Origin of the sequence: Fictibacillus sp. S7 (assembly GCF_004127935.1) — a bacterium.
GTDB classification, from domain to species: Bacteria; Bacillota; Bacilli; order Bacillales; family Fictibacillaceae; genus Fictibacillus_C; species Fictibacillus_C enclensis.
On sequence record NZ_QJKL01000001.1, the window covers coordinates 4,464,602 to 4,490,676 of the forward strand.

Genomic DNA, 26,075 nt, shown 5'->3' on the forward strand with positions numbered 1-26,075 from the left:
AAAATAAGGGCAAAGAAAAAGATTGCGGTAAGGATAAGGCTATACTATAATATAATTATTATCATTTTATAATAATTTTAAAATAATAAAGAAAGGGGACTCATTTATGGCTGATTACGATTATCACCATCTCCCTCACGTAAAAGTGCAAAGCCGTTCAAAAAAGACACTGTGGGTCACTTTGCTGTTAACCCTGTTTTTCACCATTGTTGAAGTGATCGGCGGTTTGATCTCCAATTCTCTGGCGCTTTTATCCGATTCAGCCCACATGGTCTCCGACGTACTTGCATTAAGTTTAAGCATGCTCGCCATTTACCTTGCCACAAGGCAGCCAAACGCCAAATTCTCGTTTGGTTTTTTGCGTTTTGAAATTATTGCTTCATTCTTAAATGGTCTTGCGCTTGCCGTTATTGCTCTTGGGATTTTTATCGAAGGCATCAAGCGGTTTATCCATCCGGAAACCATTAACTTTCAGTTGATGCTCATCATTGCGTTCATTGGTTTGGTTGTCAATATTGTGCTTACTATTGTTTTGAGCCGCAGCATGAAGGAAGAAGAAAATCTAAACGTAAAAAGTGCGCTTTGGCATTTTATCGGGGATCTTCTCAGCTCCATAGGTGTTATCTTGGCTGCTTTTCTGATAAAACTGACCAATTTTTACTTTTTTGATCCGCTGATCAGCTTGATCGTCGGAGCCATCATTTTTACTGGCGGTTTTAAGATTTTAAAAGAGTCCTATTTAATCTTGATGGAATCTGTTCCGGAAGGGCTGGATTTGGACGAAATCCGAGCGGATATTGCTAAAGTGGAAGGGGTAGAGGATGTACATGAGCTGCACCTATGGACCGTCACAACCGATCACCATTCCCTGACTGCCCACGTCTTTATTAATGAGCATATTCAGCCGTTTTGTGTCATTCTGGCCGTTAACGAAATGCTGAAAGAAAAGTACAAACTGAAGCATACCACTGTCCAGATTGAACATGCCACGATCCACCATCATGGAGAATATGGAAAGCAGTTTTTAGAAGCACAAAAAACATAAAAAAGAGTCCTTCATTTTCGTGAAGGACCCTTTTTTTGTTATTTTTTATTTCCCGGGACCACGGTCTGTACCACAGTAGAGCTTTGGCTTTGGTCGGTTTCAGATGTGCTTGTAAAGGTGAGTCTGGTCAGTTTTGGGTTGTCTTTTCCGTCTGGAATTTTAACATAAACGGGAACCTGTACGCTTTTTCCCGGTGCTAATTCTATGACGTTGTTTTGCAACTGAACCTCCCAGCCTGCTTCTGTTTTGGCATGAAGGCGAATAAGGTCTTTTGCTCCTCCAGTGTTGGTTACAACATATTTGTATTCAGCAACCCGCCCGGGAGCAGCAAACTGATAAGGACCTCTTTGGGCTTTCACACCCCGTTCGTACGATCCTGAGCCATCCATATTTCTGACAGCCACACGGTAGGTGAGGGCACCCTGGCCGTCGGTTTTCTTTTTCAGGATGTAAAAATGCAGGCGGTTGTAGGAATCTTTATACTCACTGACGACCCCGTCACCTGTTCCTGCTTTAAAGAGGGAGTCGGCAAGCTGCTGGAAATCTCCTTTGGAAAGCATGGCTGTCGATCCGTCGGGCCGTTTGAAGTCGGTTTGATTAATGTCCTCTTTATGGGAATCAACCACCCAGATATTTGGGGCTGCTTCTGTATTTTTTGTTTTGGCCAGCAATACACCCGAGTCTGGCACAAAGGAGTCATAGCCGACTCGGTCAACGACTTCGAGGGTGTAGTTGTTATACCATTTGGCTCCCCGCTGCATATCCGCACGCCAGTCATCGTCAAGCGAATTTGGTGGCGTTAAATCTTCCATTTTAATGTTGATGCCATACAAGCCCTGCCTCCTGAATTCCTTTCCGCTTGGCACTTCCCGGGATAATATATTGGCGAAAACAGGACCTGTCTGTGCAAGTTCATCACGGTCGATATTTAAGTACTGATCTTCGGATAAAAATCCCTGTTTGATTTTGTTCCTGAGCATATGGTGGGAGGGAGCCGAGGCACCAAGAGTTCCGGGAACCATCCAGCGGGTGTGAGGGCCTCCGGGGCCGTTGAAGCTTCCGCGGCTCATCAGCTCCCATGGACCGGAATATGAACGGGATACGGGCTTTCCATAAGGGTTGTTGTAATTGTCACCTAGGGCCATGATATGCCCGAATTCATGGGCGAACGTTCCCATCCCGTCATTTTCTCCCTGTATGGACGTTCCGCCACCAGCGCTGGACCAAATACCTTTTGCCGCATACCAGGACGTCCATGGCACATAGCGGGTGTTCGCAGAATTTGGCATATCAGGATAAGGAGGGCCGAATGCATCTGTCACACTTTCTGGATTTTGGAACATCATTTCGCCAAGCTCCTGCCACACTCCCGATTCGTCATAGCCGGCGTGAACCACAAATTTAAAATCGTACTTTTCACCAGAAGCCTCGATATCTGCCTGTGCTTTCTGGATGGCTTCAGAGCGAAGGTTTTTTCCTGAAAAACCTGGAGGCATATTTTGCATCTGGTTGAATTCATTCAGTCCATATTGAAATTCATTGAAATCCATGCGGTATGTACCAAAGGCGTCGAGGTCAACAGCCCATTTACCAAAGGAGTTTTCTCTCCAATATTCATTGATCGTTCTGTAGTTATTCAGCGCTTGAGGCTTGTTCAGAAAATCGAGCCAAAATTGTCCCATTTTATCACGCGGTATATTTCCAGTTTTGATGGGATTGCCTGCAATTTCAGAGCCTTCAGGCTGGCTCAGCATAAATTCACGATCCGGAAAGTCAACGATGATCAACGCGCCTTTCAGTACCCTTTCCGGTTTGACATCTGAATTTCTCCAGTCTATTCCGGGTACAGGGCGATAATCATTCCAGGTCATGTCACGGGGAAGCTTCCAAGCCTCCTTGTCCACAGGTGCAGGGAACGTTTTTAATCCAGGCTGATCCGCATAGGCAGGGGCAGAAATGGACATCATCAGGAAAAAAGAGAGGGGCAAAACAAAGGATTTTTTTCTCACCATAGGCACAGCAACCTCTTTCTATAATTTATTTGATTATTCAAAAAATACCATATTTGGTTGCTGTATTCCTGAATTAATTATCAATTGTCGAAAGAATAGGGAATATTTACCTGTTTTATTGTGGATGGGGACGTTGTTTATAGGCTTAATGGCATGGAAGAAGTAGAAAGAAAAAAGAACCTTATTAGACAAGAGGAATGATTCCCTTTACAATAAAAACGAGACGTTTTACTGTAAAGGGGCTAATTATGAACGAAAAAAAATCCATCGGAGCGCAAATTCTGTGGGGGATCATTCTCCTTATTCCGATTTTGATCATTGTGTTTTCCATTGTCGCAATTTTTAGGTATATCTTTTGATCTAGGGGAGCTACCTGGCCAGTAAACGTTTGATTTTGGCCAGTACATTTTCAATTCTCGCTATTAAATCTTCCAAACTGGACAGTATATTCTTGAAACCGGCTTGTAACCAGTTTCTTCAGGGAAAATAGATGGCTTTGCTCAACGCTTTTCAAGGAGTGGGCGCGTGCTTTCAATAGAAAAAAGAAAAACCAGCCGTATTTGGCTGGTTTTTTTCGCTATGATTTTAAAAAACGAATGAGTAACAGCACTATACTTAATAGGATGATAAAAATCCATGAAATTAAGGGGAAGCCAGTGCTATAAAGTGCAACAGCTGCGGCCGCAAATACAATAAGCTGGAGAGCTGTCCTCCAAAGAGGAGGCAGCAGTAAAGAGGCTTTAGGAGGAAAGAAAGGTTCTCCAAATGAATGCAACAAAAAGCGGGGCAACGAGACATAAAATATATTTTTCAAATCCGCTTGTTAACCATTGGATTTATCGCGGCAATGGTGTTATAGCATAGAAAAAGAGGTAAACCCTAATTACAAGGGATTTACCTCTTTTTTTGTTAAGCCGCGTTGTGATTGAAGCGGTTTTTGCGATTTTTCGAGACAGCTTTATAGATTCGTGGTGATATAAAGGCTGTAACTGCCGTCAGAAGGATATCCTTCGGAAGAAAAATCAGCATCCCCTTCCATGTTCCAAGGTACGTTACTCCTTCGATGGCGGCCCAATTGGTGAGTGCCACATAAAGGAGGGTTGTTCCAACCGCATAGTTTACAATCAAGCCGATAAATGAGGCAGCAAGGAAAACCGGAAAGCCGGGCTTCTTTGCTTTTTCAAGTACCATGCCTGCAGCATAAGCAGCGACAATATATGATAAAATAAAGCCGAATGATGGACTGAAAACGGTGGATATGCCGCCCGAAAACTTGGCAAACACAGGAGCACCCGCGAGTCCGACCAGCATGTAGACAATCATAGAAACGGCACCCAAACGGCTGCCGAGGAGAAGCCCTGCCAGGATACAAAAGAAGGTTTGCAGCGTAATCGGCACCGATCCGAAAGCCAGTGCTGGAATCCATGATGTAATGTTTGCACCCACGGCCATTAATGCCGCAAACATGGCTGCAAGTGTTAAATCGCTCGCTTTAAATTTCATAATGTTCACCCCAAAAGTAAATAATTAATCTATCCTGATGGTAATTGAAGGGTATATCTATTGTCAACTTAAATTTTATAAAAGGTTAACAAATGAAAATTGAGGGAGGAACGAGCATGTTTTTTGGAAAACCCAAAGTTAAAAAAGAGAATGACCGGGTACCGCCAAATCAAAATGTCACAACGAAATGGCCGGTGCTTCACGTTGGTAATGTTCCCTACTATCCGGACCTGACTGACTGGGATTTAAAAGTCTATGGAATGGTGGAGAAACCAACGACTTTTACATATGATGAACTTCTTACTTTGCCAAGAGCCACTACACAGAACGATATCCATTGTGTGACCGGCTGGTCAAAGCTTGATAATGTTTGGGAAGGTGTAGCAGTAAAGGATATAGTTAAAGATGTAGGAATCCATCCATCTGCTAAATACGTTTTATTGCATGCGGAAGAGGGGTGGACGACGAATCTCCCACTCGAAGATTTCTTGAAGGAAAGCAGTCTCCTCGCCCATACACATAATGGCGAATCCCTTTCACCCGAACATGGCTATCCTTTGCGGGCAGTTGTTCCACATTTGTATTTTTGGAAAAGTGCCAAATGGCTCCGTGGAATTGAGTTTCTGCCACTGGAAACCCCGGGCTTCTGGGAGAAAAATGGATATCATATGTATGGAGATCCATGGAAAGAAGAACGCTTTAGCTGGGACTAGATGGTGAATATTTTGAAAAACATGGAAATCTACAAAAGGAACCGATAAATAAAACAAAGGTGCCCGAGGGCTGGAACAAAGGAAAGAAGTCCCTTTAAATCAATATCTTCAAACCATTTGCGAACTGATGGACAAGCTCAAGGAACGAATCTATGCCTTTTGTGAAACATCTGCCGATTATTCGGATCCAGTCATTGTTAAAATCAGCCAGGAGCTGGATGAGCTGATGATGTTGTAGCAGCATTATATGAAGCAAAGCTGGTCCTATTAAAGAAGAAGCAGCAAAGAATTATGGCTGCTTCTTTTTGCATTCCTCTGCTCTTGTTAAGGTCTTTATTGTTCCATCTGAATCATGATGGTGAATGAATAGCTTATTATCCTCCTTAATGATTTGTATGCTCTCAGGGGTGTTGCTTGAAATCATTAGAACCGATGAAGAAGAGGATGAAATTTGTTTTACCGGTAGAGTGTAAACAACTCCATATCGTTTAGGGAGAGTCATAAAGTACGTGCTGCCTTCTCTGTACAGTGTTATGAGGGCTTCACCATCTTCGGAATAATAGGTTCCCTGAAAATCAAAAGGCAACGAAGCGTATAATGGTTCTTCCATTATCCAAGGAGTGGTGTCTACTCTTTCGTTGCACAGGATCGCAGCCAGGTCCCGATTTATTCTCGTGACCGGTGTTATATTGAAATTACTTAACACGATGACGGTTACGTCTCCGTCCAGGCTTCTCAGCATCTCACTGCAAAAGCCATTGACATCCCCAAAGTGGCAGACTACTTCTCTTTCTGAAAGTTTGTCAAAACCCCAACCATATCCGTATTTCCCTTTATATGGGGTACACATCTTTTTCAGGGAACGTTCGGTAAGCATCCTTCCGGAAAACAGAGCTTCAGTCCAAGTAAACAAGTCTTTTACGGTGGAGTACATACCGTAAGCACCCAATGGAAAACTCATGTCGATATATTCACTATATATTATCATTTTATCGATGGAATACCCGGTGGCCAGATTTTTCACAATGGTCCTTCCATCTAAAACACCAGAGTCATGCAGACCGAGTGGCTTCAACCATTCTTTTTGGATAAATGAAGAATAAGATTGACCGCTCACCGTTTCTATTATAGCTGTGAGTATGATGTAGTTTGAATTGCTATAGCTATATTGACTGCCGGGTTCAAAGTGAAGCGGCTGATTGACAATCCGTTCAATCAACTGGGAAACGGTCGCAGGAAGCCTCATGTGTTTTTCCCAATAGTCCGGTTGAGCTGCAAAGTCGGGAATTCCGGAAGTATTGGAAAGAAGGTGGTGAAGGGTCACGTTTATTAGAGAGGAACAGCCGGGCAGATGCCATTCTACCGAATCTTCCATATTTAACAAACCCTGTTCTTCAAGTCTGAGAATAGCAGCAGCCGTAAAAGATTTCGTCAGCGAACCGATGGGATAGCGCGTGCTGGGCGAGTTGGGAACCTCAAAGGTCCGGTTGGCGGTCCCGTACCCTTTAGAGAGCAGAACTTCTCCTTGATATGCCGCAAGAACACAGCCGTTAAAGTGGTCGAAGTTGTCGAGGTTTCTCATGTACTGGGTTAGGTACGATATTATTTCGGATTTATTCATATGTTCCTCCTATATAAAAAATCTTAATTCGATACTTCCTGGTTCGCCTCCTTTTTTCCGACCTAAAAATATCAAACAAAAACCTAAAATCTTCCTACTTGTTTTAAGAGCAATAAATCTTTTATAATACATTTTAAGAAAACGCTTTCAAAATCTGGTGAAAAAATGAAAATTAGGTAAAAAGAAAGAAGGGTTTTTATCAGAAATATCAAACAATAGTAAAGAATAAACAGTCTTCTTTTTAGAATATACTAGGACAGAAGGAGGCGGGTTCAATGGATTTTGTGAATAATGAAGAAAACCGCACGAACGATCATCTTAATGCCCAGTCAGAGTACTGCATGGTATGCAACAATGAGCTTTCGAACTGGGAAGAAAAAGAAATATCCATTTGCGACCATTGCGTCAGTAAAGCCATTGGCGATTAGCATTCCAAACCGGAATGCTTTTTCTTTAGGAATCAGATAGACACTTTTTTCACACACTATAAACAAGATCAATGAGGAGGAAATGAAATCATGGCTAAACGAAAACAGTCCAAGGATGCTGCTGCAAAGAATAATCACACCCCGACTGAAAGTATGACCGACATCGAATTTTCTGATGACAAGTTTGTGGATGACCTGCCAACACGTGATACCCAAAGCCCGAAATCAAAAGGTGAGGCATAAAAAGGAGGCCCGGCACATGAGTCGGGACCTCCTTTTTTAATAAGTATTAAAGCGAAAATTGCAATTCGGGTACATATTGGTTCATATGTTTTTTGATTTCTTTGTATTTCTGTTGCTGTGAAGGAACTTGCTCTATCGGATGTACATGCCAGGAACGGTCAACCCAGGTCGGCAAAAAGGATGGCTTCTCCAACGTAATCTTTTCCTTTTTCCCTGTTACTGCCTTTTTTACATGAATTTCCATCATGCCTCCTATGTTTTTATAGGGACCGGTTTGTCCCGAAAAGAAGTTGCCAAGAGAATAAGCGACAAAGGCGCGCTCTCCGTTCTTTTTCTTAATCCAGGCGACCGGCTGCAGGACATGAGGATGATGGCCGATGATAATATCCGCCCCGGCATTGGCGGCCATACGGGTTAGCTTCTTTTGTTCCTCATTGGGCATCCGTTCGTATTCATTACCAAAGTGCAGACTCAGCACGACAACATCAGATATCTTTTCCGCCTGTTGGATTCCTTCTTTTATTTTAGTCTCATCAATCAAATTGACAAGATAGGGTTTATCCTTGGGAACTGGAATTCCATTTGTGCCGAACGTGAAGCTCAAGAATGAAAACGTAATGTCATTACGCTTTAAGGTTCGAATGGTTTTTTGATCCTCTGTGGATTTAAACGCTCCGGTATAAGGCATGTTAATTTTGTTCCAGTGCTCAATCGCACTGAGGATGGCTTTTTCCCCGCGGTCGATAGTGTGGTTGTTTGCCAAGGTCACCAAATCCACGCCATTTTCCTTCAACGCATCTCCTACTTCCTGTGGCGAATTAAAGGAAGGATAAGAAGATAACCCTATTTTTTCCCCGCCAATCATTGTTTCCTGATTAGCCACGGTAATGTCAGGTTTTTCCAAAAAAGGCTTAACCTCTTTTAGCATCGGATTAAAGTCATACGAGCCGTCCTTTGTCTTAGCTTTATTGTAGACCCGGTCGTGAATCAGGATATCACCGACTGCTCCGAGGGTGGCCTCATGAGTAATCGTTTTTGGTTTTTCTGGCCGTGAGGGCGCCTCCTGTTTGTTGGTGTTTGTTTTCTGGCCGCTAGTTTGTTCTTTTTCATTTACTGAAGGCGCTTCCGTTTTATTGGCATAGAACGGTAAAAAAATGGCCAACAAAATGATCACGACAATTCCTGCATAAACCGTTGTTTTTTTCATCATATAATGTCCCCCTACCTACAATAGTAGGGGATTTTGTTTGAATTTCAAGAAAAATTTAACGTATTGTTCTATAAAATGAACAAAATTCATTGTGGATATTACAAAAAATTGCGATAAATCGCGATAAATGGAGAAAAATAGAAATTATGTCTGTTAAAAAGAACGAAAATCCTTAAATTAACGTTTTCTTCTCCCTATAAAACATGCCATACTACAGTAAGAATGTTGTTCTTAGTAGAGAACAACAAAATAAACATTTTGTTTGTAAGGGGGAAGATGAACATCAAACGTTCTCCATACTGCAGTTGGTTTTTGCGGTTGACAATAAAACTGTCAATCATTTGTTATAGTATCGTTTTCGCTTTTATATATCTATATTCGCCTACGAACGCTTCATTCAGTGATACGGAAGTAGTTACTGGAACAATCACAGCAAAAGTGATGGATTCTTCGGACTGTGTCACAGAGAAAGATCAGCAGAAATCTTCTTCACAAAGCGACAAAAAAGACTCCTGTGACAAAGCCGGTGAACCAGCTGATAAGAAAGAGGACGGTAAAGACAAAAAACAGGAAGTGAAAAGCAAGGCAGAAAAACCAGCAGAAAATAAGGATCAGACTGACAAAAAGCAACCGGACAAACCGGCAGTCCAAACACAGAAGCAGCAGGAAACCACAACAGAAACAAAGCCACCTTCCGAAACCAATCCGGAAACAAACCCGGAAAAGACATCAGAAAAAACACCAGAAGATCAGCCGGATAAAAAAACAGACGAAACGACTGATGATGCCGTTTCCAGCCAATCTGTGCAGACTAAAGAGCAAAAGCAGGAAGAAGGGAAGCAAGACCAATCAACAGGGAATGAGGAGACGGAAGAACAGTAACAACCCCCTTTATTCCTTTACTAAGGAGTGGTGCAGCTTATGGCAGCCCTAAGAAAATGGATCAGTAATCTGATTACAGGTGTCCTTTTAATTACCTTGCTATTTATGTTGTTCGTTGTTATTTCATCGAGAGCTTCAGGTGGAGAACCCGCCTTCAACGGGTATCAGCTGAAAACTGTCTTATCCGGTTCCATGGAGCCTGGTATTCAAACCGGTTCAATCATTGCAGTAAAGCCTGGTGGAGACATGACCCGTTTTCAAAAAGGGGATGTGATCACCTTTAAGGCTTCTGAAAATAAATTGATTACCCACCGCATTTATAAGGTGGAGGGCAAGGGTGACAACGTCAGATATGTCACCAAGGGGGACAATAACAACGCGCCGGATCCAGAACCGGTTCTGTCAGCCAATGTTGTCGCCCAGTATAACGGCTTTACCTTCCCTTATATCGGGTATGGAATGGAATTTGCTCAGTCCAAAAAAGGAACCATGTTACTTATGATTATCCCAGGAATTCTACTGCTCATTTACTCTGCCATCACGATTTGGAAAGCCATTCGGGAAGTCGAAATTTCAAAAAAAGAAAGTACTCTCTAATGTGAAACACGGACCGATTGTTCACTGCACTGATTATCTTTGCAGGTTCAATATAAAAAATGTCATATTCCCATTTATATGGGAGAGGGAGGATTAGACATGAGTTTGAAAAAGAAATTAGGACTGGGTGTAGCATCAGCAGCATTGGGGCTGTCTTTAATCGGTGGAGGTACATATGCATATTTCAGTGATTCTGCAGAAGCTTCCAGCACATTTGCAGCAGGTACACTGGATATCAATATAGACCCATCAACCATTGTAGAGCTTTCGAATATGAAGCCGGGAGATTATATCCTTCGTTCATTCGACCTTAAGAATGATGGAACTCTTGATGTCAAAAAAATTCTTTTGAACACAAACTACACGGTAACGGATGCTAAAGGAGATAACGCGGGAGAAGATTTTGGACGACACATCCAAGTTGATTTCCTCTACAACTCTGACAAAGACAATGATGTGATCTACAGCACAACGTTGGCTGACCTTAAGAAGCAAAAGAATCCTGATGCGGTTGCCAAAGGATGGATGGGCGAGAAAAAAGGCCTAAAAGCAGGGGATAGCGATGAAATGCTTGTCATGTTCACATTTGTTGATAATGGCCAGGACCAAAACAAATTCCAGGGAGACTCTTTATCTCTGAAATGGACATTCAATGCACAACAAGGTGCTGGAGAAGCGAAGTAAGGATTGAGGCAAAGGTGGGAATTTATTCTCACCTTTCCTTTTTACAACCAGAGGAAAAAGCGGCTAGCAGCTTTTAGTTTCAGTAAAGGAAGTCAAAGACTTGCAAAATTTCATCGGAAAAAAAATCAAACGCATGCGGCAAAAAAAGGGATGGAGCATCACCAAATTAGCAGAACGCTCCGGCGTATCCAAAGGGTATGTCAGCAGTATTGAAAACCATAAAACAAATCCATCTGCGCAAATGATTATGAAGGTTGCCAGAGCCTTGGAGGTACCGGTGGAAAAATTAGTGAATAATAATGAATATACCCTTGATCATGGTTGGATAGAGCTGATCGTGCAAGCGAAGGAAATTGGGATTGACCGTGAGGAAATCAGAGAGTTTTTGGCCTATGAAAGCTGGAAAATCAAAAATAAGGGAATGTCAGATGATTCGGTTTGAAAATGGAATCTACCGGAGTGTGCTACAGGGAAATACGGTAGAGATTGTTTACAAAGGGGCAAACGTTTGTGAAATCTACCTCAATAACGTTTATGAAGGAATAGCCCCCTTTGATTATGTCAGGCAGAAACTCTATCAACAAGAGAAAAAAAGACGGCTGGCAGCCGCTTATTATAAACACTATGAATATAAAGAATTTGTACCCATTATTGATGTATCTATTTAAACAAGCCGACATGTACAAATGTCGGCTTAACTTTGCTTATTTCTCCATTTATTGAACTCAAGGAACTCTTTAAACTGATCCTTGCTGACTCCTGAATCCATGGCTTCCTTTACAAGCTCCGCCCATTCATAATCAAGTTCATTCTCATTCACTTCTGATTTTTCATTCAAAAGCTTCTCTACTGGAATATCGAGTACTGCTGATAATTTTTCCAACAATTGCACAGATGGATTGGTTTGGATATTTCGTTCCAGAGAGCTGAGATAGGACTTGGCGATACCTGCTCGTTCCGCTAACGCTGATAAAGAAAGGCCTTTCTCTTTTCGATACTTTTTTACAAGTTCACCAATCACTATTATCCCTCTTTTTTACTACGAATTTGATTATATTATACAATTAAGGTCAGCATCATGTAAATAGAAGGAAAGCGGCATCACAAGGATCTCGCTTTTATGTAAGTTTTTGCAGGAGGAGTAATATAGGTCTTTCGTAGGTATAAACGAACTTCTTCAATACTTAATCCCATTTTTTTAGCTTGCAGAATTAAATGAATCCACTCTTGGTCCAAGTGTTCATTGCTTGTCATTATAAATTCCTCCTCTTTCTGCTTTCTCCATTAAAATCAGTACCAGCGTTCTCAATGGTAAACAAAACCCTCATTTTTCAGCAGTCAAACAAGTTGTGCTTATTATACATTTTTCTCCAAATAGTAGTTCGTTTTTCATAGTTTTTATTATAAATGGGAATCCTCCGAAATTATGTCGTAATTTGACTGTTACATAATTGTAATATTTGAAAAGAAAACGGTTTCATTGAGAGAAAGCGCTTAATTGTTTAAGATAGAAGGAGAAATGAAAAAAGGGGCACATAAACAATGAAACAAGCATATTGGACTGAAATGGACGGAAAAGATGGGCTCAAGCACTTTAAAGAAGAATTTTATGTCAAAAAAGGTGTCTTGTATATGGACGGCAACTCATTAGGCCTTTTGTCGAAAAATGCCGAGAAGACGCTTGCAGAGGTTTTAACTGACTGGAAAGAATATGGTATTGATGGCTGGATGGCAGGTACACATCCCTGGTTTACGCTTAGCGAAAAACTTGGAGGAAAAATGGCTCCGCTTATTGGTGCCCATAAAGACGAGGTAATCGTCACTGGTTCAACGACCGGAAACCTTCATCAGCTTGTATCTACCTTTTTTCAACCTGCTGGCACCAAAACCAAAATTTTGGCCGATGAACTGACGTTTCCATCGGACATTTATGCGCTAAAAAGCCAGCTCCATCTAAAATCTTTAACCCCCGCTGATCATCTGTTATCCGTAAAAAGCCAGGATGGCAGAATGATAGAGGAAGAGGATATCATTTCCTCGATGACAGAGGAGGTAGCCCTCATTGTGCTTCCTTCTGTTCTCTACCGTAGCGGACAACTGCTTGATATCCAGCGGCTGACAGCAGAAGCACACAAAAGGGGAATCCTGATCGGCTTTGATTTATGTCATTCCATTGGAGCCGTTCCTCATGAATTGTCCAATTGGGAGGTGGACTTCGCTTTTTGGTGCAATTACAAATATTTGAACGGAGGTCCCGGCAGTGTTGCCGGACTCTATGTAAACCGCAAACATTTTAAAACAGCACCCGGTCTTGCTGGCTGGTTTGGTTCAAACAAAGAAAAGCAGTTTGATATGTCTCTTGAATTTGTTCCGTCAGATACGGCGGGCGCTTTCCAAATGGGGACTCCTCATGTATTAAGTACTGCACCGCTCATCGGGTCGCTCGAACTTTTTGCAGAAGCAGGAATGGGTCGGTTAAGGGAGAAATCGCTTCAGCTTACCCGCTACATGATGGAATTGATTGAAACGGAGCTATCTTCCTTTGGTTTTCACATTGGCAATCCAAGAGAAGATGAACGCCGTGGAGGACATGTATGCCTTGAGCACTCTGAGGCAGCAAGAATCTGCAAAGCATTAAAAGAAAATCAAGTTGTACCTGATTTCCGGGCGCCGAACGTCATCCGGCTGGCTCCCGTTCCACTTTATACTTCATTCCAAGATGTGCATGATACAATCGTACGGTTGAAGAAAATCATGAGTGAAAAGCAGTATGAGAAATTCCCTAATGTTAGAGAGGTGATTGCATAATGGGAAAACTGATCGATGTTTCCATGCCGCTAAGTTCAACCGTTCCCATCTGGCCTGGTGATACGCTATTTGCCTATGAATTGACATGGACGAAAGAAGAATCAGGTTCTGTAAATGTTGGACAAATTACGATGAGCACCCATACAGGCACCCATATTGATGCTCCCTTTCACTTTGACAGCCAAGGAGAACGGGTGTTGGAATTAGATCTTGATTTGTACGCCGGAACAGCGCTGGTTGTTGATGTCAGGGAGAGAGACTGTGTAAGGCCGGAAGATTTGGAAAGCGAACAGCTTGACGGTATTCAGAGGGTCCTGCTTAAAACCGGTTCATGGAAGGATCGAAGCGTGTTTCCGGCAGGCATCACCTGTCTTCATGAATCCCTTGCACCTTATTTATTTGATAAGGGAGTCCGTCTGATTGGTGTAGATGTGCCTTCCGTGGATCCCCTTGACAGCAAAGAGCTTCCCGCTCACCATGCTCTTCATGGTAAAGGAATTCATATCCTTGAAGGACTTGTGCTTGACGTTATCGAGCCGGGAGAATACCATCTCATGGCATTGCCTCTTCCCTTAAAAGAAGGCGACGGCAGCCCGGTTCGTGCGGTATTAAGCCGATAGATCATCCTGGACACTGGTGCACGATGCGCCGGTGTCTTTTTCTTCTTAAAAGGAGCTTGCGCCTGATGGGCTCAGCGCACGCTGCGAAGCCCTGTAAAAGCGAGGAACCTGGAACGGAAAACAACACTTTCAAGACCAGCAAGCAACCCGCCACCTTTGTTTCCTGAACATGGATTGTTTATAATAAGAGAGAAGCTTTATGTCATACGGGGGAACATTATGTACAAGTATGGATTTCAAAATTACTTCGAAGCGAATTTTACTGCATTATATCCTGAAGTCATGAAAAGCGGACACTGGATCAATGTGTATTTGACTTTCGAATTTTCAAAAGACACGATGCTGCCGGCTGATCTGACCGACCCGAGCGCATTGGTTGTGTTTGATCTGGAAGGCGAGGTACAGGATTTTATTGTCCATGATGAAGGGGTAGACAGTGAGTATAAATTCACGGATACCGAAAAGAAGAAATTGCTGGATTTTATTACCCAGCAGAACTTGATTTGAAGGAGTGAAAGCATGAAGATTAAAGGCATTGAACCAACGCCAAGTCCAAACTCCATGAAAATAAATATGGATGAAAGCCTGCCGGGAAACAAAAGGTACAACTATACAAAGGATAACCTGGAGGGCGCACCTGATTACATTAAAGAAATCTTTCAGGTAGAAGGGGTTAAAAGTGTATATCATGTGGCAGACTTTATCGCACTCGACCGCCATCCGCGTGCCGATTGGGAGGATGTACTTGCTGGCGTACGTGAAGTATTTGGAGATTCAGAACCAACACTGGAACAGGATAGCACTGAAGAGAACAAGGACGATGAGTATCTCGAAATTACCGTGTTGATTCAAATGTTCAGAGGACTGCCGATGCAGGTGAAATTAAAAACAGACAAGGAAGAGCGCCGTGCGGGTTTGCCTGACCGGTTCATGAAGGCGGCTCTCGAAGCACAAAAAGCATCGGATAACCTCGTTATGGAGCGAAAGTGGGAAGAACAAGGTGTCCGTTATGGAACCTTTGAGCAAATCGGTCAGGAAGTCGTCGATGAAATCTCTGCTGCTTATGATGAAGAACGGGTACACAAGCTTGTGGAGCAGGCGTTTGTCAGCGAGGAAGGGAAAAAAGCGCCAGAGGAAACCGTAACTTCCACTGAAGTAGCTGAAAAAATGAGAGATGAAGACTGGCAAACACGGTATGCAGCCTTAGAACGCATGAATCCAACAGTAGACGATATTATGGTGCTGAAACAGGCGCTGAAGGATCCAAAGCCTTCCATACGCCGGCTGGCCGTCGTATATCTTGGCATGATTGAAGACGAAGCGGTTCTTCCGCTGTTATATGCAGGATTAAAAGATAAGAATGTAGCAGTAAGACGAACAGCTGGGGACTGTCTGTCAGACCTGGGAAATCCAAAAGCGATTCCTGCCATGTGTGAAGCATTGGAGGATAAAAATAAACTGGTTCGATGGCGGGCGGCACGATTCCTGTTTGAAGCAGGAGATGAAACCGCCGTTCCGTCTCTAAAAGCGGCAGAAGACGATCCTGAATTTGAAGTTCGGCTGCAGGCGAAAATTGCGCTCGAGCGAATTCAAAGCGGAGAAGAGGCGGTCGGTTCTGTCTGGCAGCAGATGATGAGAAGCAGAGAAAATCAATAAATGTCAAAGAAGCGATCTTAGACCGGAGTCTGGATCGCTTTTTTTTTGCCTGGCAGTGAAAGGAAGTTTTTTATGTCCTGTGCCAGTTCTTTCGGTTTTTCTTCCATAATCAAGTGCCCCGTATCTTTGTATACGATCAGTCTGGAATTCTTCAAATCACCGTTTAGCCGTTTCCCTGTAGTTAACGGAATGACTTGGTCATCGTCACCATGGATCAGCAATATAGGATGCAAAATAGAATTGAGTTCAAACGGCTTCAAATCTCCTTCACGATGCCGGAGAAGACGGATTAAACTGTCAAAAAATCCTTCTTCCAAAAATTGCGCCCTGTAATCTCTGATCAGCTCATCGGTGACCAGGTTCATATTGTGAAGCACGCCGCTTAAATTGTTCTTGATGTCCTTTTTCAATACCCATTGCTTCAACCCCCAGGAAAAGAAAGGAAGATAGGAGCAGCAAATAATGGGAGTACCTGCCCGTTTAATATATCCACAGCAGCCAATAAGAATGAGCTTATCTATTAGTTTGCCGTCCTGGCGTGAGGCATGCAATGCGACCTGGCCGCCCATCGAGTGGCCAACCAGTACCACATTGGACCAGCCCATTTCCTCAATGAACGATAATACAAGCTTTCCATAGTTGGCCAATGAATACGTAAAGCGCTTTGATTTTTCGCTTTTCCCAAATCCCGGGAGGTCGATGGCCACCACATGGTAGTCATCCGTCAAATAGGGGATCAGCTGGCGAAAGCTGATGGTGGAAGACAAAAATCCGTGAATAAGGATCAGAACTTGTGCCTCAGGGTTCGGTTGGTGAAAATCTTCATAATGAATCGTAACATCGCCGATCTTTTTCCGAAATGCCGGAGTAAGCAGCGGCGTATTTTTTGTTTCCATTGCATTCCTCCATCATCTTTTCGTCTTAGTTACTTTGCCCCATCCTGTTTTCTTTACCAAAAGAAAAAATTTCCTCGAACAGGCACAAAATCCGCACTTGCCTCTCTTCCTCTTTACCCCGGTCTGACATATTTTATTATGTGAGGACGTAACAGATGAAGGAGGTTTGTAATATGGCATATCCTTATGGTGGCGGTTTTCCGTACTATGGCTATGGTTATGGCTATGGCGTAGCCGGTGGTGGCGGATATGGCTATGGTTACGGCTGGGTTTGGGCCGTATTGATTATCATATTTATACTTCTCCTTATCTTTGGAGGTTTATGGTGGTTCTTTAGATAAGGATGTGAAGGGCTTGAAGTTTCGAGCTTCAGGCTCTTTCTATGAATAAAGCTGGCGAAAAAGGGGATAATGTATCAAAAAAATGGAGCGATCGGCGAATGCATAGCAAACATACCGTATTATATATATGTGAAGAATACTTAAGCGGCAATTGTTATTATTACAAAACCGAGCTGATTACCCATGATTCCTGGAGAAACCCGGAGTCTATTTCCTGGTCCCGCCCGCGTCCCATTTCAAAAGCGACTTTCATGAAACAGAAAAAGGCCGGATTCCGGACAGAACACCGAAAAATAAAAAAATCTCCAGCTGTGGTCATCGCTTTACATAAGGAAAGGGATGACCTGGCATCCATTGAATCAAGTTAGCCTTAAGTCTCTTGCAAAGAGGCTTTTTTTGGTGGAATAAAAAAACAGACGAGCCTGATTTTTTGAAAAAAAAAGCAGGCATGTGGTGGCATGCCTGCAAAGAAAAAGGGGATATCGAATGCTGCCTTATCAGTATGGACAGAGTCTCAAAAGATAAACCATAAAATGTGAAAAAAGAGGGAATACAAAAAAATGAGGATATGCGGTTTAACCGTAAAGTGATGAAAGGAGATGCATGATGACGGAATACAGAACAGCAAAAGATACGCTTGGAGAAGTTCAGGTGCCAAAAGAGGCCTATTATGGGGCCCAAACCCAGCGGGCAGTGGAAAACTTCCCAATCAGCGGGCAACGGCTTCCTTTTGCTTTTGTAAAAGCACAAGCGATCATTAAAGCGAGCGCAGCCGCCGCAAACCGGGACTGCGGAGAACTGGATGAGAAGAAAGCCAACGCTATTATTCAGGCAGCGGAGGAAGTAATGGAAGGAAAGCTTGCCGATCAATTTGTGGTTGATGCTTATCAGGCGGGAGCAGGTACTTCACAGAACATGAATGCGAATGAAGTCATAGCAAGCCGTGCATCCGAGCTTCTTGGCGGTGAGAAAGGGGATTGGAGCAACGTCCATCCCAATGACCACGTAAACATGGCACAATCCACGAATGATACGATTCATGTGGCCATCAACATCAGTACCGCACAGGAACTTTATGCTAAGCTGTATCCTGCTCTTGAAGAAACCATTGTGGCTCTCCGAAAAAAACAAGAGGAATTTCATGACATCATCCGATCCGGCCGGACCCATCTGCAGGATGCGGTTCCAATGAGGCTTGGCCAGTCGTTTGGAGGATACGCAGAAAGTCTTCAAAAAGTGCATGATGCGCTTAAACAAAGCGAGCCCTTCTTGTTTGAAATAGGCCTGGGAGGAAACGCAGTCGGCACAGGAATCAATGCGCATCCCGATTATAGTGAAAAGGCAATTAACGAAGTGGCAACGCGCACCGGTCTTTCGTTTACACAGCCAACCGACCGCTTCCGTTTTATGCAAAATAATGGCGCGGCGATCCAGGTCAGCGGGCATTTAAAGGAATTGGCCATTCATCTTATCAAAATCTCTTCGGACTTACGATTGCTGAGTTCGGGGCCGAGAACCGGCATTGCAGAAATCCTGCTGCCAGCGGTACAGCCAGGTTCTTCGATCATGCCAGGAAAGGTGAATCCGGTCATTCTTGAAAATTTATACATGATTTGTGCGCAGGTTATTGGCAATGATACGTGTGTGACAACCGCGGGAATTGGCAGCCAGTTGGAGATCAATGTCATGATGCCGGTGATTGGTCTCAACCTCCTTCATTCCATTACGATTCTTTCTTCAGGGATGAGGACCTTCACTGAACGCTGCCTTAGCGGCCTGGAGGCCAATGAAGAGCGGATTAAAGAATTGATGGAGCAGAGCCTGGCTATTGCGACTGCACTGAATCCAAAAACAGGCTATGAAAAAGCCGCAGAAGTGGCGAAAGAAAGCTTCAGTTCAGGTAAGACGGTCAAGGAGATTGCCGTTGAAAAAGGATATATTACAAAAGAAGAGGCAGAAACATTGCTGAATCCAGAACGGTTGGTTTAACGAGAAAAAGTTTCCAATAACGCCAAATATGGGTATGGGCATGAGGTGAAACTCAAACTTATGGCCCTATTTGCTTGAAATTGGGCATGGGTTATCCTGTTACATTCATTTTCTTTTATCCCCGGGTGTGTTATACTTAATAGGTTAAAAAATAGTTAGGAGTGTTTTCATGAATTTTGAAGTAGGTAGCATCGTTGAAGGTAAAGTAACTGGAATTAAACCGTTTGGTGCTTTCGTCGCTTTAAACGACGAAGTTCAGGGATTGGTTCATATCTCTGAGGTTTCTCATAGCTTTGTTAAAGATATTAACGACGTATTAAAAGTGGGGGATATTGTACAGGTAAAAATTCTTTCTGTTGACGAAGATTCAAAAAAGATTTCTCTTTCCATCCGTCAAACTCAGGAAGCACCAGCCCAAGCTCCTAAAAAAGAACGTCGTCCTGCACCTAAGAAGCAAGCGGCTCAAGATTCTTCCAAAGGCTTCAACACACTTGAAGCAAAGCTTAAAGAATGGTTGAAAGAGTCTACAGACCGTCAAGCTCAACTTAACAAGCGTCTTAAGAAATAATTGAAAAAAGCTCTTCCACCTGGGAAGAGCTTTTTTTTTATTGTTGTGGTTTTGTTACACGCGATTGGTTTCAACGCGGTCTTCACGTTCAACTTCATGAGATGGTTTGAAAAGAAGAGTCAGGCAATATAAACCGGATAGTCCAACCAATCCATAAACGATTCGGGAAAGTGCTGCATCCTGACCGCCGAAAATGGCTGCTACGAGATCGAATTGGAAGAACCCGATAAGACCCCAGTTGATTGCACCGATAATGACTAAAGCTAATGCAGTACGTTGTAATCCATTCATGGTATTGCCTCCTTAAGAATGAAATTAATTGCAGTAATAGGATGACTTCTCTTGGTTACATTTATACATTTCCACATGAACGAGAAGGACAAACCCATTTTTTGTTAATATTCAACTTTTGTTTAGTGTATTGTTCAATATTTGTTCATGTTAAATTGGGTTCAAGCCAATTTCTTTACTTTTAAAATCGGCATGATGGATAATACTAACGAAGTATTGGATCACTGGGAGGTAAAATAATGAATTCATTTACGTACTATAACCCAACTCGATTAGTGTTCGGGAAAGGACAACTCAGCCAGCTCTCCTCTGAAATGGAGCCATATGGTAAAAAGGTATTGCTTGTTTACGGCGGTGGCAGCATTAAGCGCAGCGGCCTGTACGACCAGGTAACAAGTGAACTGAGAAAAATGGGGGCTGAGGTTCATGAACTTTCCGGAGTAGAGCCTAATCCACGATTAACTACCGTTAAAAAAGGTGTAGAAATCTGCAAGGAAAATAATATTAATTTCATTTTGGCCGTTGGTGGCGGAAGTGTTATTGACTGTACCAAGGCAATTGCTGCAGGGGCTAAATACGATGGCGACGTTTGGGATTTCGTCACGAAGAAAAGTACACCGAAAGAAGCGGTCCCATTTGGAACTGTGCTGACACTTGCTGCAACAGGTTCTGAAATGAACTCTGGATCGGTTATTACCAATTGGGAAACCAATGAAAAATATGGATGGGGAAGCCCGCTTGTGTTCCCTAAGTTTTCAATTCTTGATCCAGTGAACACATTTACTGTGCCAAAAGACCATACCATCTATGGCATGGTTGATATGATGTCGCATGTGCTTGAAACGTATCTCAACCATACAGAAAATGCGCTTCTTCAGGACCGTTTTGCTGAATCCATTTTGAGAACGGTAATTGAAACAGCACCAAAAATGGTGAAGGATCTTGAGAACTATGATCTTCGCGAAACCATCCTTTATAATGGAACAATGGCATTGAACGGAACGATCGCAATGGGCGTTCAGGGTGACTGGGCTACTCATAACCTTGAGCATGCCGTTTCTGCTGTTTACGATATTCCTCATGCCGGAGGATTAGCTATTTTGTTCCCGAACCTGCTTAGACATGTTCTTGATGAAAACCCTGCTCGCTTAAAGCAGCTGGCTGTTCGAGTGTTCAATGTGGAGTCTGAAGGTAAATCTGACCGTGAAGTAGCTCTTGAAGGAATTGATAAGCTGTCTGCTTTCTGGACTTCCATCGGTGCTCCGAACCGTCTTGCCGATTATGATATTGATGACTCGAAGCTTGACCTTATTGCTGATAAAGCAATGGCTAATGGCGAGTTTGGCAATTTTAAAAAATTAAATAAAGAAGATGTGCTTGAAATTTTACGCATGTCCCTGTAAAGGATAGGGAAAGTAACAGATGACCCACTTTACTTTTTAAACGCAAATCAGGAGAGCCGTTTTTCTAACGGTTTTCTAATTTGTACTTTTTCGTTCTGTAAAGTAAAAAAGACTAATACAAAAAACGGAGGCGTGTACATTGGCCAGCAAACTACGTTTTGATTACAGCAAAGCTTTACCTTTTTTAGGAGACCATGAAGTAACGAATTTGTCAGCATTGGTGAAAGCCGCACATGAACAAATCCATAATAAAACAGGCGCGGGCAGTGACTTTTTAGGATGGGTGGATCTTCCAACCGAGTACGACAAAGAAGAATTTGCCCGCATTCAAAAAAGCGCAGAAAAAATTAAAAATGATTCCGATGTATTGATCGTCATTGGAATTGGCGGTTCTTATCTGGGAGCACGGGCAGCGATTGAAATGTTGAACCATTCTTTCTCTAACATGCTTTCCAAAGAAGAACGCAAAGCGCCACAGGTGATCTTTGCCGGACAAAATATTTCTTCTACGTATATGAAGGACTTGCTTCAATTGATTGAAGGCAAAGATGTTTCTGTAAACGTGATTTCAAAATCAGGAACAACAACCGAACCGGCTATTGCATTCCGTATTTTCCGCAAGCTGCTTGAAGAGAAGTATGGAAAAGAAGAAGCACGCACGCGCATTTATGCGACAACAGACCGTGCGAAAGGCGCTTTGAAAACATTGGCGGATGAACAAGGCTATGAAAGCTTTGTTATCCCTGATGATGTGGGGGGACGTTACTCCGTCCTGACGGCTGTAGGACTTCTTCCAATCGCGGTTAGCGGTGTGAATATTGAAGAAATGATGAGCGGGGCAGCAGATGCGAGCAAGGCATATTCTTCTCCAGAACTTGCTGAAAACGAAGCATACCAGTATGCAGCGGCCCGAAACGCATTGTATAACAAAGGAAAAACCATTGAATTAATGGTGAACTACGAACCAAGTCTTCACTATGTTTCCGAATGGTGGAAGCAATTGTACGGTGAAAGTGAAGGTAAGGACAATAAAGGTATTTATCCAGCGTCCGTTGACTTTTCAACTGATCTTCACTCCATGGGTCAATACGTTCAAGAAGGACGACGCGACCTTTTTGAAACCGTGCTGAATGTGGAGAATGCACGCGAGGAAATTACCATTGAAGAGGACGAGCAAAATCTCGACAAGCTGAATTTCCTGGCTGGACAAACCATGGACTTTGTCAATAAAAAAGCATTTCAAGGAACACTTCTTGCTCATACCGATGGCGGCGTTCCTAACCTGGTAGTTAACATTCCGGAATTAACGCCATACCATTTTGGCTATCTGGTGTATTTCTTTGAAAAAGCCTGTGCGGTCAGCGGATACCTTCTTGGAGTAAATCCTTTCGACCAGCCTGGAGTGGAAGCGTATAAGAAGAATATGTTTGCACTACTTGGCAAGCCAGGTTTTGAAAAGGAAAAAGAAGAACTGGAAAAACGTTTATAATTCTTTGAGATGACCTCGATGGGGGGTCATCTTTTTTCATTTCCTTTCAGGGCTTATTTTTTTTCTTTTGGGGATGATAAACATAAACGAAAACCGAAAGAAACGGAGCGAAGCCATGATTCCTTTGGAAAGCAAGCTTGAAAATGAGGTATTTGCATTCAATGAGCTTGAGGATAAGCTGAAAGGGCTGGGATTTACCATCGGAGGAAACTGGGATTATAATCATGGATATTTTGATTATAAACTGGACGATGAGGTAGGGTATACGTTTGTAAGAGTTCCTTTTACTTCCTATGAAAAGGAGGTTGACCAGCAAGGTTCTTTAGTGACGCTTGGAGAGCCTTTTCTGTTGACGCATAAATACCAGATCGGACTCGACGATCATGCCAACGCGGGAGCTGTGGGAGGAAGTTTTAATCAGTTCGCCGAGCCCCAGGACCCTGACGCCTCCATTGACGATAAATGGATTAGTATTGGCAAAACACTAGTGGAAAAAGCAGAAAGCCAGTTATTGGAGGAGTAGGGGGAAATCCTTACTCCTTTTGCAATGAACGGTGGCAGATTTGAGCCATTGTTTCTCCTGCCAAAGAAGTGGTTTTGATCAATTCATCTGCTCCCGCCCTTAAACTGTTATTCATCTGTTCGGATGTCAAAATTTCAGCCGCGACTGGGATCGAAGGATGAATGCCCTTTATCGTAATGATGGATAAAATGGTGTGCATGTCCGCATCCGATTCCTTTAAGTTTTGGTCCGCTGTCAGCAGCACGGTTTTGGCTTCGGCCAGGTTTGCTTTTTGCCAGGTGTCATCTGCTGAAGGATCTCCTTTTACGAAAAGCACACCCTCATCAGTCAAGGGATTCTGTTTAAGAGATGCATCCACAAGGATGATCTTTTGTCCGGTCTCTTCCTTTTGCAGGGTAAGAATGGTTTTTTTGGCACGTTCGTTCCATCCTACAATAATGAGGTGCCCGTTTCCTTTAAACATCAGTTTCCCCTCTCTGTACTTATTTTGAACCTGGATGACTGCTGAGGCTGCATTAACAGTGAAAAAGGCAATAAAGGAGCCTCCAATAAAAACCAAAATAATGGCTACAAATCGACCGTAAGAGGTTTTTGGAACAAAGTCGCCAAATCCAACAGTCGCAGCGGTCATTACTGACCAATAAATGCCTTCAAATATAGTGTGGAAACTGCCTGGCTCCAACAAATGAATAAGAATGCCAAACAAGATCATCAGTGAGCCTATGATGCTGAAAAGCCGAATAAGCATCGGCAGACGAAGATATGAAAAAATAAACTCCTCAAATTTCATAATGCACATCCTTGGGCAATTTATTTACCATTATGCCCGGTTATGTACGGAGTAAAACCAGCAAAAAGAAGCTGTTCGGACAAGAGCAGCTTCTTTTCTCGTTAACTGTAAAATTATAATGCACTAATGCTTTTAACATGTTTAGTCAGGATGCGGTGAATTACATTGTCTGCAAGGACTACAACATAGCCATTGGCACATTCAGTCAGGACACCCTCGATGGCATCCGGGCCTCCACGGTTGATTTTAACCTTTTTCAATGCCAGTCGGTCAAAAAGATTGTTGAACCCATATTCCCGATAATACGGTACATCCATTGCGGCAGCGGCTGGACCATGGCCGGTTGTTTTGCCTGTCATGCGTCCAGTGGTGCATCCCCCAGTACCGCCAGTCGCACGTCCAGTGCCACGCCCGGTATCTTCGCAAGTGCCGCGTCCGGTACCTTTGCCAGTGCCACGCCCGGTACCTTTGCCAGTGCCACGCCCGGTACCTTTGCCAGTGCCACGCCCGGTACCTTTGCCAGTGCCACGCCCAGTACCTCTGCCGGTCCCACGACCAGAACCGCGTCCGGTTCGGCTTCCACTTTCACTTCCGTCCGCATTTGCATCGTTTTCTTCCTGTTCCTGAACAACGCTTACACTTTTCACATGATCGGTCTTGTAGTAAACGACACCTTCCTTCTCGGTGGCTAGCGCAATATAATCATATGTGCTTAGCAAAAGGACTCCTTGTCTGGATTCGGGGCCACCGCGATTAATCTTTACATTTTGGCCAATCATGTTGTCCATAATGGCGGAAAAACAGCTCGGTGTAAGATAGTCATAAAATTCCCCTGTTCCATTTTTCTCGCCGTTGTTGTCGCTTTGAAGGTCTTCTCCGACACTTCTTAAGTGACGTGCCGCATAATAGACGGCTCCCTCATCCGTTCCGACAACTATATAATTATGGCCTGAATGAAGCAGTTGGCCAGCTTTGGCTTCGGGACCTCCTTTATTGACATTAATCCTTCTGCCAATCATTGAGTTGATATGAAAATCAGACATTCATGTTCTCCTTTCAGAACCGTTGATTCGATTTTGTTGTTGCATAGTAAAAATATATGTAGACAACCATCGTTTGGCGCTGGTACAAGCGCCTTTTTCCATGAAAAACAACGCTTGCCTAATCGACATGAAAACAGATAGAGCCTGTGCTCTATCTGCAAAAAAGTACTCGATAAACTGATTAGCTCGAACTGCTGGAGTGGCGTGTTCTTCTGGTTCTTCTGGTTCTTCTGGTTCTTTTTCTTCTTGAGCTCGAACTTGAACTGCTGGAGCTGCTGGATTTTCTAGTTCTTCTAGTTCTTCTTCCAGTACGTCCAGAGCGACTGGAAAGACCAGAACGACCAGAACGACCGGAACGTTTGCCAGAACGTTTTCCAGATCTTTTGCCAGAACGTTTTCCAGATCTTCTGCTGGAACGTTTGCTAGATCTTTTGCTGGAACGTCTGCTTCTTCTTGAGCTCGAGCTCGAGCTGGAACTAGAACTTGAGCTCGAGCTGGAACTAGAACTTGAGCTTTCTTCACATGGATCATTATGCCATACGCTCATGAGTAGACCTCCAATACTTTAATATGGGAAAAGAACGGAGTATCATTTCTTTTCAAATATAATGTACGTAAGTTTTTACGTTCTGCTTGGATAAACGTCCAGAAAGGAGGCCCTTTTTAGCATTGATTTGTGACACTTACCTTCTTCTTAACATAGAGATAAGTATCAACCTA

33 protein-coding genes and 1 pseudogene are annotated in these 26,075 nt (G+C 43.2%); 22 read left to right on the forward strand and 12 right to left on the reverse strand.

Annotated features, from left to right (window positions below; all coding sequences use genetic code 11):
• Positions 1-106: 106 nt before the first annotated feature.
• Positions 107-1,045 (forward strand): cation diffusion facilitator family transporter, encoded by a 939-nt coding sequence (locus DMO16_RS22660; RefSeq protein ID WP_129480127.1) that lies wholly within the window; start codon positions 107-109, stop codon positions 1,043-1,045.
• Between the two features lie 38 nt (positions 1,046-1,083).
• On the opposite strand, the gene DMO16_RS22665 is transcribed toward DMO16_RS22660, so the two are convergent.
• The 3 genes from DMO16_RS22665 to DMO16_RS22675 all read right to left on the reverse strand — a co-directional run bounded on the left by DMO16_RS22665 (position 1,084) and on the right by DMO16_RS22675 (position 4,560).
• Positions 1,084-3,057 (reverse strand): M6 family metalloprotease domain-containing protein, encoded by a 1,974-nt coding sequence (locus DMO16_RS22665; protein ID WP_241840634.1) that lies wholly within the window; start codon positions 3,055-3,057, stop codon positions 1,084-1,086.
• 577 nt (positions 3,058-3,634) lie between these two features.
• A complete protein-coding gene (locus tag DMO16_RS25510) occupies positions 3,635-3,871 on the reverse strand; it encodes a DUF2568 domain-containing protein (RefSeq protein WP_129480128.1) in 237 nt (78 codons plus the stop codon).
• 95 nt (positions 3,872-3,966) lie between these two features.
• Entirely contained in the window at positions 3,967-4,560 is a 594-nt protein-coding gene (locus DMO16_RS22675) for a biotin transporter BioY (RefSeq protein WP_129480129.1), read from the reverse strand.
• Positions 4,561-4,676: 116 nt separating this feature from the next.
• Here DMO16_RS22675 and DMO16_RS22680 point away from each other — a divergent pair, with 116 nt between their 5' ends.
• Together DMO16_RS22680 and DMO16_RS22685 are read left to right on the forward strand one after the other, a co-directional pair.
• The gene (locus tag DMO16_RS22680) at positions 4,677-5,273 is read left to right on the forward strand and encodes a sulfite oxidase-like oxidoreductase (RefSeq protein ID WP_129480130.1); all 597 of its coding nucleotides are present in this window, start codon (positions 4,677-4,679) and stop codon (positions 5,271-5,273) included.
• Between the two features lie 127 nt (positions 5,274-5,400).
• On the forward strand, positions 5,401-5,511 hold the full coding sequence (locus DMO16_RS22685) for a Spo0E family sporulation regulatory protein-aspartic acid phosphatase (protein ID WP_129480131.1): 111 nt from the start codon (positions 5,401-5,403) through the stop codon (positions 5,509-5,511).
• 51 nt (positions 5,512-5,562) lie between these two features.
• Here DMO16_RS22685 and DMO16_RS22690 read toward each other — a convergent pair whose 3' ends face one another.
• Complete coding sequence (locus DMO16_RS22690) at positions 5,563-6,894, reverse strand: serine hydrolase domain-containing protein (RefSeq protein WP_129480132.1); 1,332 nt, start codon at positions 6,892-6,894, stop codon at positions 5,563-5,565.
• A gap of 275 nt (positions 6,895-7,169) precedes the next feature.
• On the opposite strand from DMO16_RS22690, the gene DMO16_RS24475 reads away from it, so the two are divergent.
• Positions 7,170-7,322 (forward strand): hypothetical protein, encoded by a 153-nt coding sequence (locus tag DMO16_RS24475; protein WP_156412577.1) that lies wholly within the window; start codon positions 7,170-7,172, stop codon positions 7,320-7,322.
• 90 nt (positions 7,323-7,412) lie between these two features.
• Entirely contained in the window at positions 7,413-7,565 is a 153-nt protein-coding gene (locus tag DMO16_RS24480; RefSeq protein ID WP_156412578.1) for a hypothetical protein, read from the forward strand.
• Positions 7,566-7,611: 46 nt separating this feature from the next.
• Here DMO16_RS24480 and DMO16_RS22695 read toward each other — a convergent pair whose 3' ends face one another.
• Positions 7,612-8,775 carry a CapA family protein gene (locus tag DMO16_RS22695; RefSeq protein WP_241840635.1) on the reverse strand — a complete coding sequence of 388 codons (1,164 nt, stop codon included), beginning with the start codon at positions 8,773-8,775 and terminating at the stop codon, positions 7,612-7,614.
• Between the two features lie 276 nt (positions 8,776-9,051).
• Between DMO16_RS22695 and DMO16_RS25515 the strand changes: the two are divergent.
• From DMO16_RS25515 to DMO16_RS22720, 6 genes and pseudogenes are all read left to right on the forward strand, one after another.
• Positions 9,052-9,198: pseudogene (locus DMO16_RS25515) on the forward strand (hypothetical protein); the annotation flags it as partial.
• A gap of 15 nt (positions 9,199-9,213) precedes the next feature.
• Positions 9,214-9,657 (forward strand): hypothetical protein, encoded by a 444-nt coding sequence (locus DMO16_RS22700; protein WP_241840636.1) that lies wholly within the window; start codon positions 9,214-9,216, stop codon positions 9,655-9,657.
• A 39-nt stretch (positions 9,658-9,696) separates the two neighbouring features.
• A complete protein-coding gene (sipW, locus tag DMO16_RS22705; protein WP_061972284.1) occupies positions 9,697-10,254 on the forward strand; it encodes a signal peptidase I SipW in 558 nt (185 codons plus the stop codon).
• 99 nt (positions 10,255-10,353) lie between these two features.
• Entirely contained in the window at positions 10,354-10,938 is a 585-nt protein-coding gene (locus DMO16_RS22710) for a CalY family protein (RefSeq protein WP_061972285.1), read from the forward strand.
• A 100-nt stretch (positions 10,939-11,038) separates the two neighbouring features.
• On the forward strand, positions 11,039-11,380 hold the full coding sequence (locus DMO16_RS22715; protein ID WP_129480134.1) for a helix-turn-helix domain-containing protein: 342 nt from the start codon (positions 11,039-11,041) through the stop codon (positions 11,378-11,380).
• The gene (locus DMO16_RS22720) at positions 11,367-11,606 is read left to right on the forward strand and encodes a hypothetical protein (protein WP_061972287.1); all 240 of its coding nucleotides are present in this window, start codon (positions 11,367-11,369) and stop codon (positions 11,604-11,606) included. Before DMO16_RS22715 ends, DMO16_RS22720 begins: the two co-directional genes overlap by 14 nt.
• Before the next feature lie 26 nt (positions 11,607-11,632).
• Here the strand turns inward: DMO16_RS22720 and DMO16_RS22725 are convergent, their stop codons facing one another.
• Both DMO16_RS22725 and DMO16_RS22730 read right to left on the reverse strand, forming a co-directional pair.
• Positions 11,633-11,959, reverse strand: a complete 327-nt coding sequence (locus DMO16_RS22725; RefSeq protein WP_061972288.1) for a helix-turn-helix domain-containing protein — start codon at positions 11,957-11,959, stop codon at positions 11,633-11,635.
• Positions 11,960-12,039: 80 nt separating this feature from the next.
• Positions 12,040-12,192, reverse strand: coding sequence for an anti-repressor SinI family protein (locus DMO16_RS22730; RefSeq protein WP_129480135.1), 153 nt, complete (start codon positions 12,190-12,192; stop codon positions 12,040-12,042).
• A 288-nt stretch (positions 12,193-12,480) separates the two neighbouring features.
• On the opposite strand from DMO16_RS22730, the gene kynU reads away from it, so the two are divergent.
• From kynU to DMO16_RS22750, 4 genes are all read left to right on the forward strand, one after another.
• Positions 12,481-13,746: a kynureninase gene (gene kynU, locus DMO16_RS22735; RefSeq protein WP_061972289.1), complete on the forward strand. Its 1,266-nt coding sequence runs from the start codon at positions 12,481-12,483 to the stop codon at positions 13,744-13,746.
• Positions 13,746-14,366, forward strand: coding sequence for an arylformamidase (gene kynB / locus DMO16_RS22740; RefSeq protein WP_129480136.1), 621 nt, complete (start codon positions 13,746-13,748; stop codon positions 14,364-14,366). Before kynU ends, kynB begins: the two co-directional genes overlap by 1 nt.
• A 219-nt stretch (positions 14,367-14,585) precedes the next feature.
• Positions 14,586-14,873, forward strand: coding sequence for a hypothetical protein (locus DMO16_RS22745; protein WP_129480137.1), 288 nt, complete (start codon positions 14,586-14,588; stop codon positions 14,871-14,873).
• 12 nt (positions 14,874-14,885) lie between these two features.
• Positions 14,886-16,022, forward strand: a complete 1,137-nt coding sequence (locus DMO16_RS22750) for a conserved virulence factor C family protein (protein WP_129480138.1) — start codon at positions 14,886-14,888, stop codon at positions 16,020-16,022.
• Positions 16,023-16,039: 17 nt separating this feature from the next.
• On the opposite strand, the gene DMO16_RS22755 is transcribed toward DMO16_RS22750, so the two are convergent.
• Entirely contained in the window at positions 16,040-16,918 is an 879-nt protein-coding gene (locus DMO16_RS22755; RefSeq protein ID WP_061972293.1) for an alpha/beta fold hydrolase, read from the reverse strand.
• A gap of 173 nt (positions 16,919-17,091) precedes the next feature.
• Between DMO16_RS22755 and DMO16_RS22760 the strand changes: the two genes are divergently transcribed.
• From DMO16_RS22760 to yugI, 4 genes are all read left to right on the forward strand, one after another.
• Entirely contained in the window at positions 17,092-17,259 is a 168-nt protein-coding gene (locus tag DMO16_RS22760; RefSeq protein ID WP_074440552.1) for a sporulation protein YjcZ, read from the forward strand.
• A gap of 98 nt (positions 17,260-17,357) precedes the next feature.
• Positions 17,358-17,627 (forward strand): hypothetical protein, encoded by a 270-nt coding sequence (locus DMO16_RS22765; protein ID WP_061972974.1) that lies wholly within the window; start codon positions 17,358-17,360, stop codon positions 17,625-17,627.
• A 238-nt stretch (positions 17,628-17,865) separates the two neighbouring features.
• Complete coding sequence (locus DMO16_RS22770) at positions 17,866-19,248, forward strand: class II fumarate hydratase (protein WP_061972294.1); 1,383 nt, start codon at positions 17,866-17,868, stop codon at positions 19,246-19,248.
• Between the two features lie 169 nt (positions 19,249-19,417).
• Positions 19,418-19,816, forward strand: a complete 399-nt coding sequence (gene yugI, locus DMO16_RS22775; RefSeq protein WP_061972295.1) for a S1 domain-containing post-transcriptional regulator GSP13 — start codon at positions 19,418-19,420, stop codon at positions 19,814-19,816.
• 54 nt (positions 19,817-19,870) lie between these two features.
• On the opposite strand, the gene DMO16_RS22780 is transcribed toward yugI, so the two are convergent.
• Entirely contained in the window at positions 19,871-20,107 is a 237-nt protein-coding gene (locus DMO16_RS22780) for a DUF378 domain-containing protein (RefSeq protein WP_061972296.1), read from the reverse strand.
• A gap of 239 nt (positions 20,108-20,346) precedes the next feature.
• Between DMO16_RS22780 and DMO16_RS22785 the strand changes: the two genes are divergently transcribed.
• The 3 genes from DMO16_RS22785 to DMO16_RS22795 all read left to right on the forward strand — a co-directional run bounded on the left by DMO16_RS22785 (position 20,347) and on the right by DMO16_RS22795 (position 23,522).
• A complete protein-coding gene (locus DMO16_RS22785) occupies positions 20,347-21,510 on the forward strand; it encodes an iron-containing alcohol dehydrogenase (protein ID WP_129480139.1) in 1,164 nt (387 codons plus the stop codon).
• Positions 21,511-21,649: 139 nt separating this feature from the next.
• Positions 21,650-22,999, forward strand: coding sequence for a glucose-6-phosphate isomerase (locus DMO16_RS22790; RefSeq protein ID WP_129480140.1), 1,350 nt, complete (start codon positions 21,650-21,652; stop codon positions 22,997-22,999).
• Between the two features lie 115 nt (positions 23,000-23,114).
• Entirely contained in the window at positions 23,115-23,522 is a 408-nt protein-coding gene (locus tag DMO16_RS22795; RefSeq protein WP_129480141.1) for a YugN-like family protein, read from the forward strand.
• A gap of 10 nt (positions 23,523-23,532) precedes the next feature.
• On the opposite strand, the gene DMO16_RS22800 is transcribed toward DMO16_RS22795, so the two are convergent.
• The 3 genes from DMO16_RS22800 to DMO16_RS22810 form a co-directional block, all read right to left on the reverse strand.
• A complete protein-coding gene (locus DMO16_RS22800) occupies positions 23,533-24,312 on the reverse strand; it encodes a potassium channel family protein (RefSeq protein WP_129480142.1) in 780 nt (259 codons plus the stop codon).
• Positions 24,313-24,425: 113 nt separating this feature from the next.
• Positions 24,426-25,355 carry a hypothetical protein gene (locus DMO16_RS22805; RefSeq protein ID WP_129480143.1) on the reverse strand — a complete coding sequence of 310 codons (930 nt, stop codon included), beginning with the start codon at positions 25,353-25,355 and terminating at the stop codon, positions 24,426-24,428.
• Complete coding sequence (locus DMO16_RS22810; protein ID WP_164988822.1) at positions 25,356-25,886, reverse strand: hypothetical protein; 531 nt, start codon at positions 25,884-25,886, stop codon at positions 25,356-25,358.
• Between the last annotated feature and the right edge of the window lie 189 nt (positions 25,887-26,075).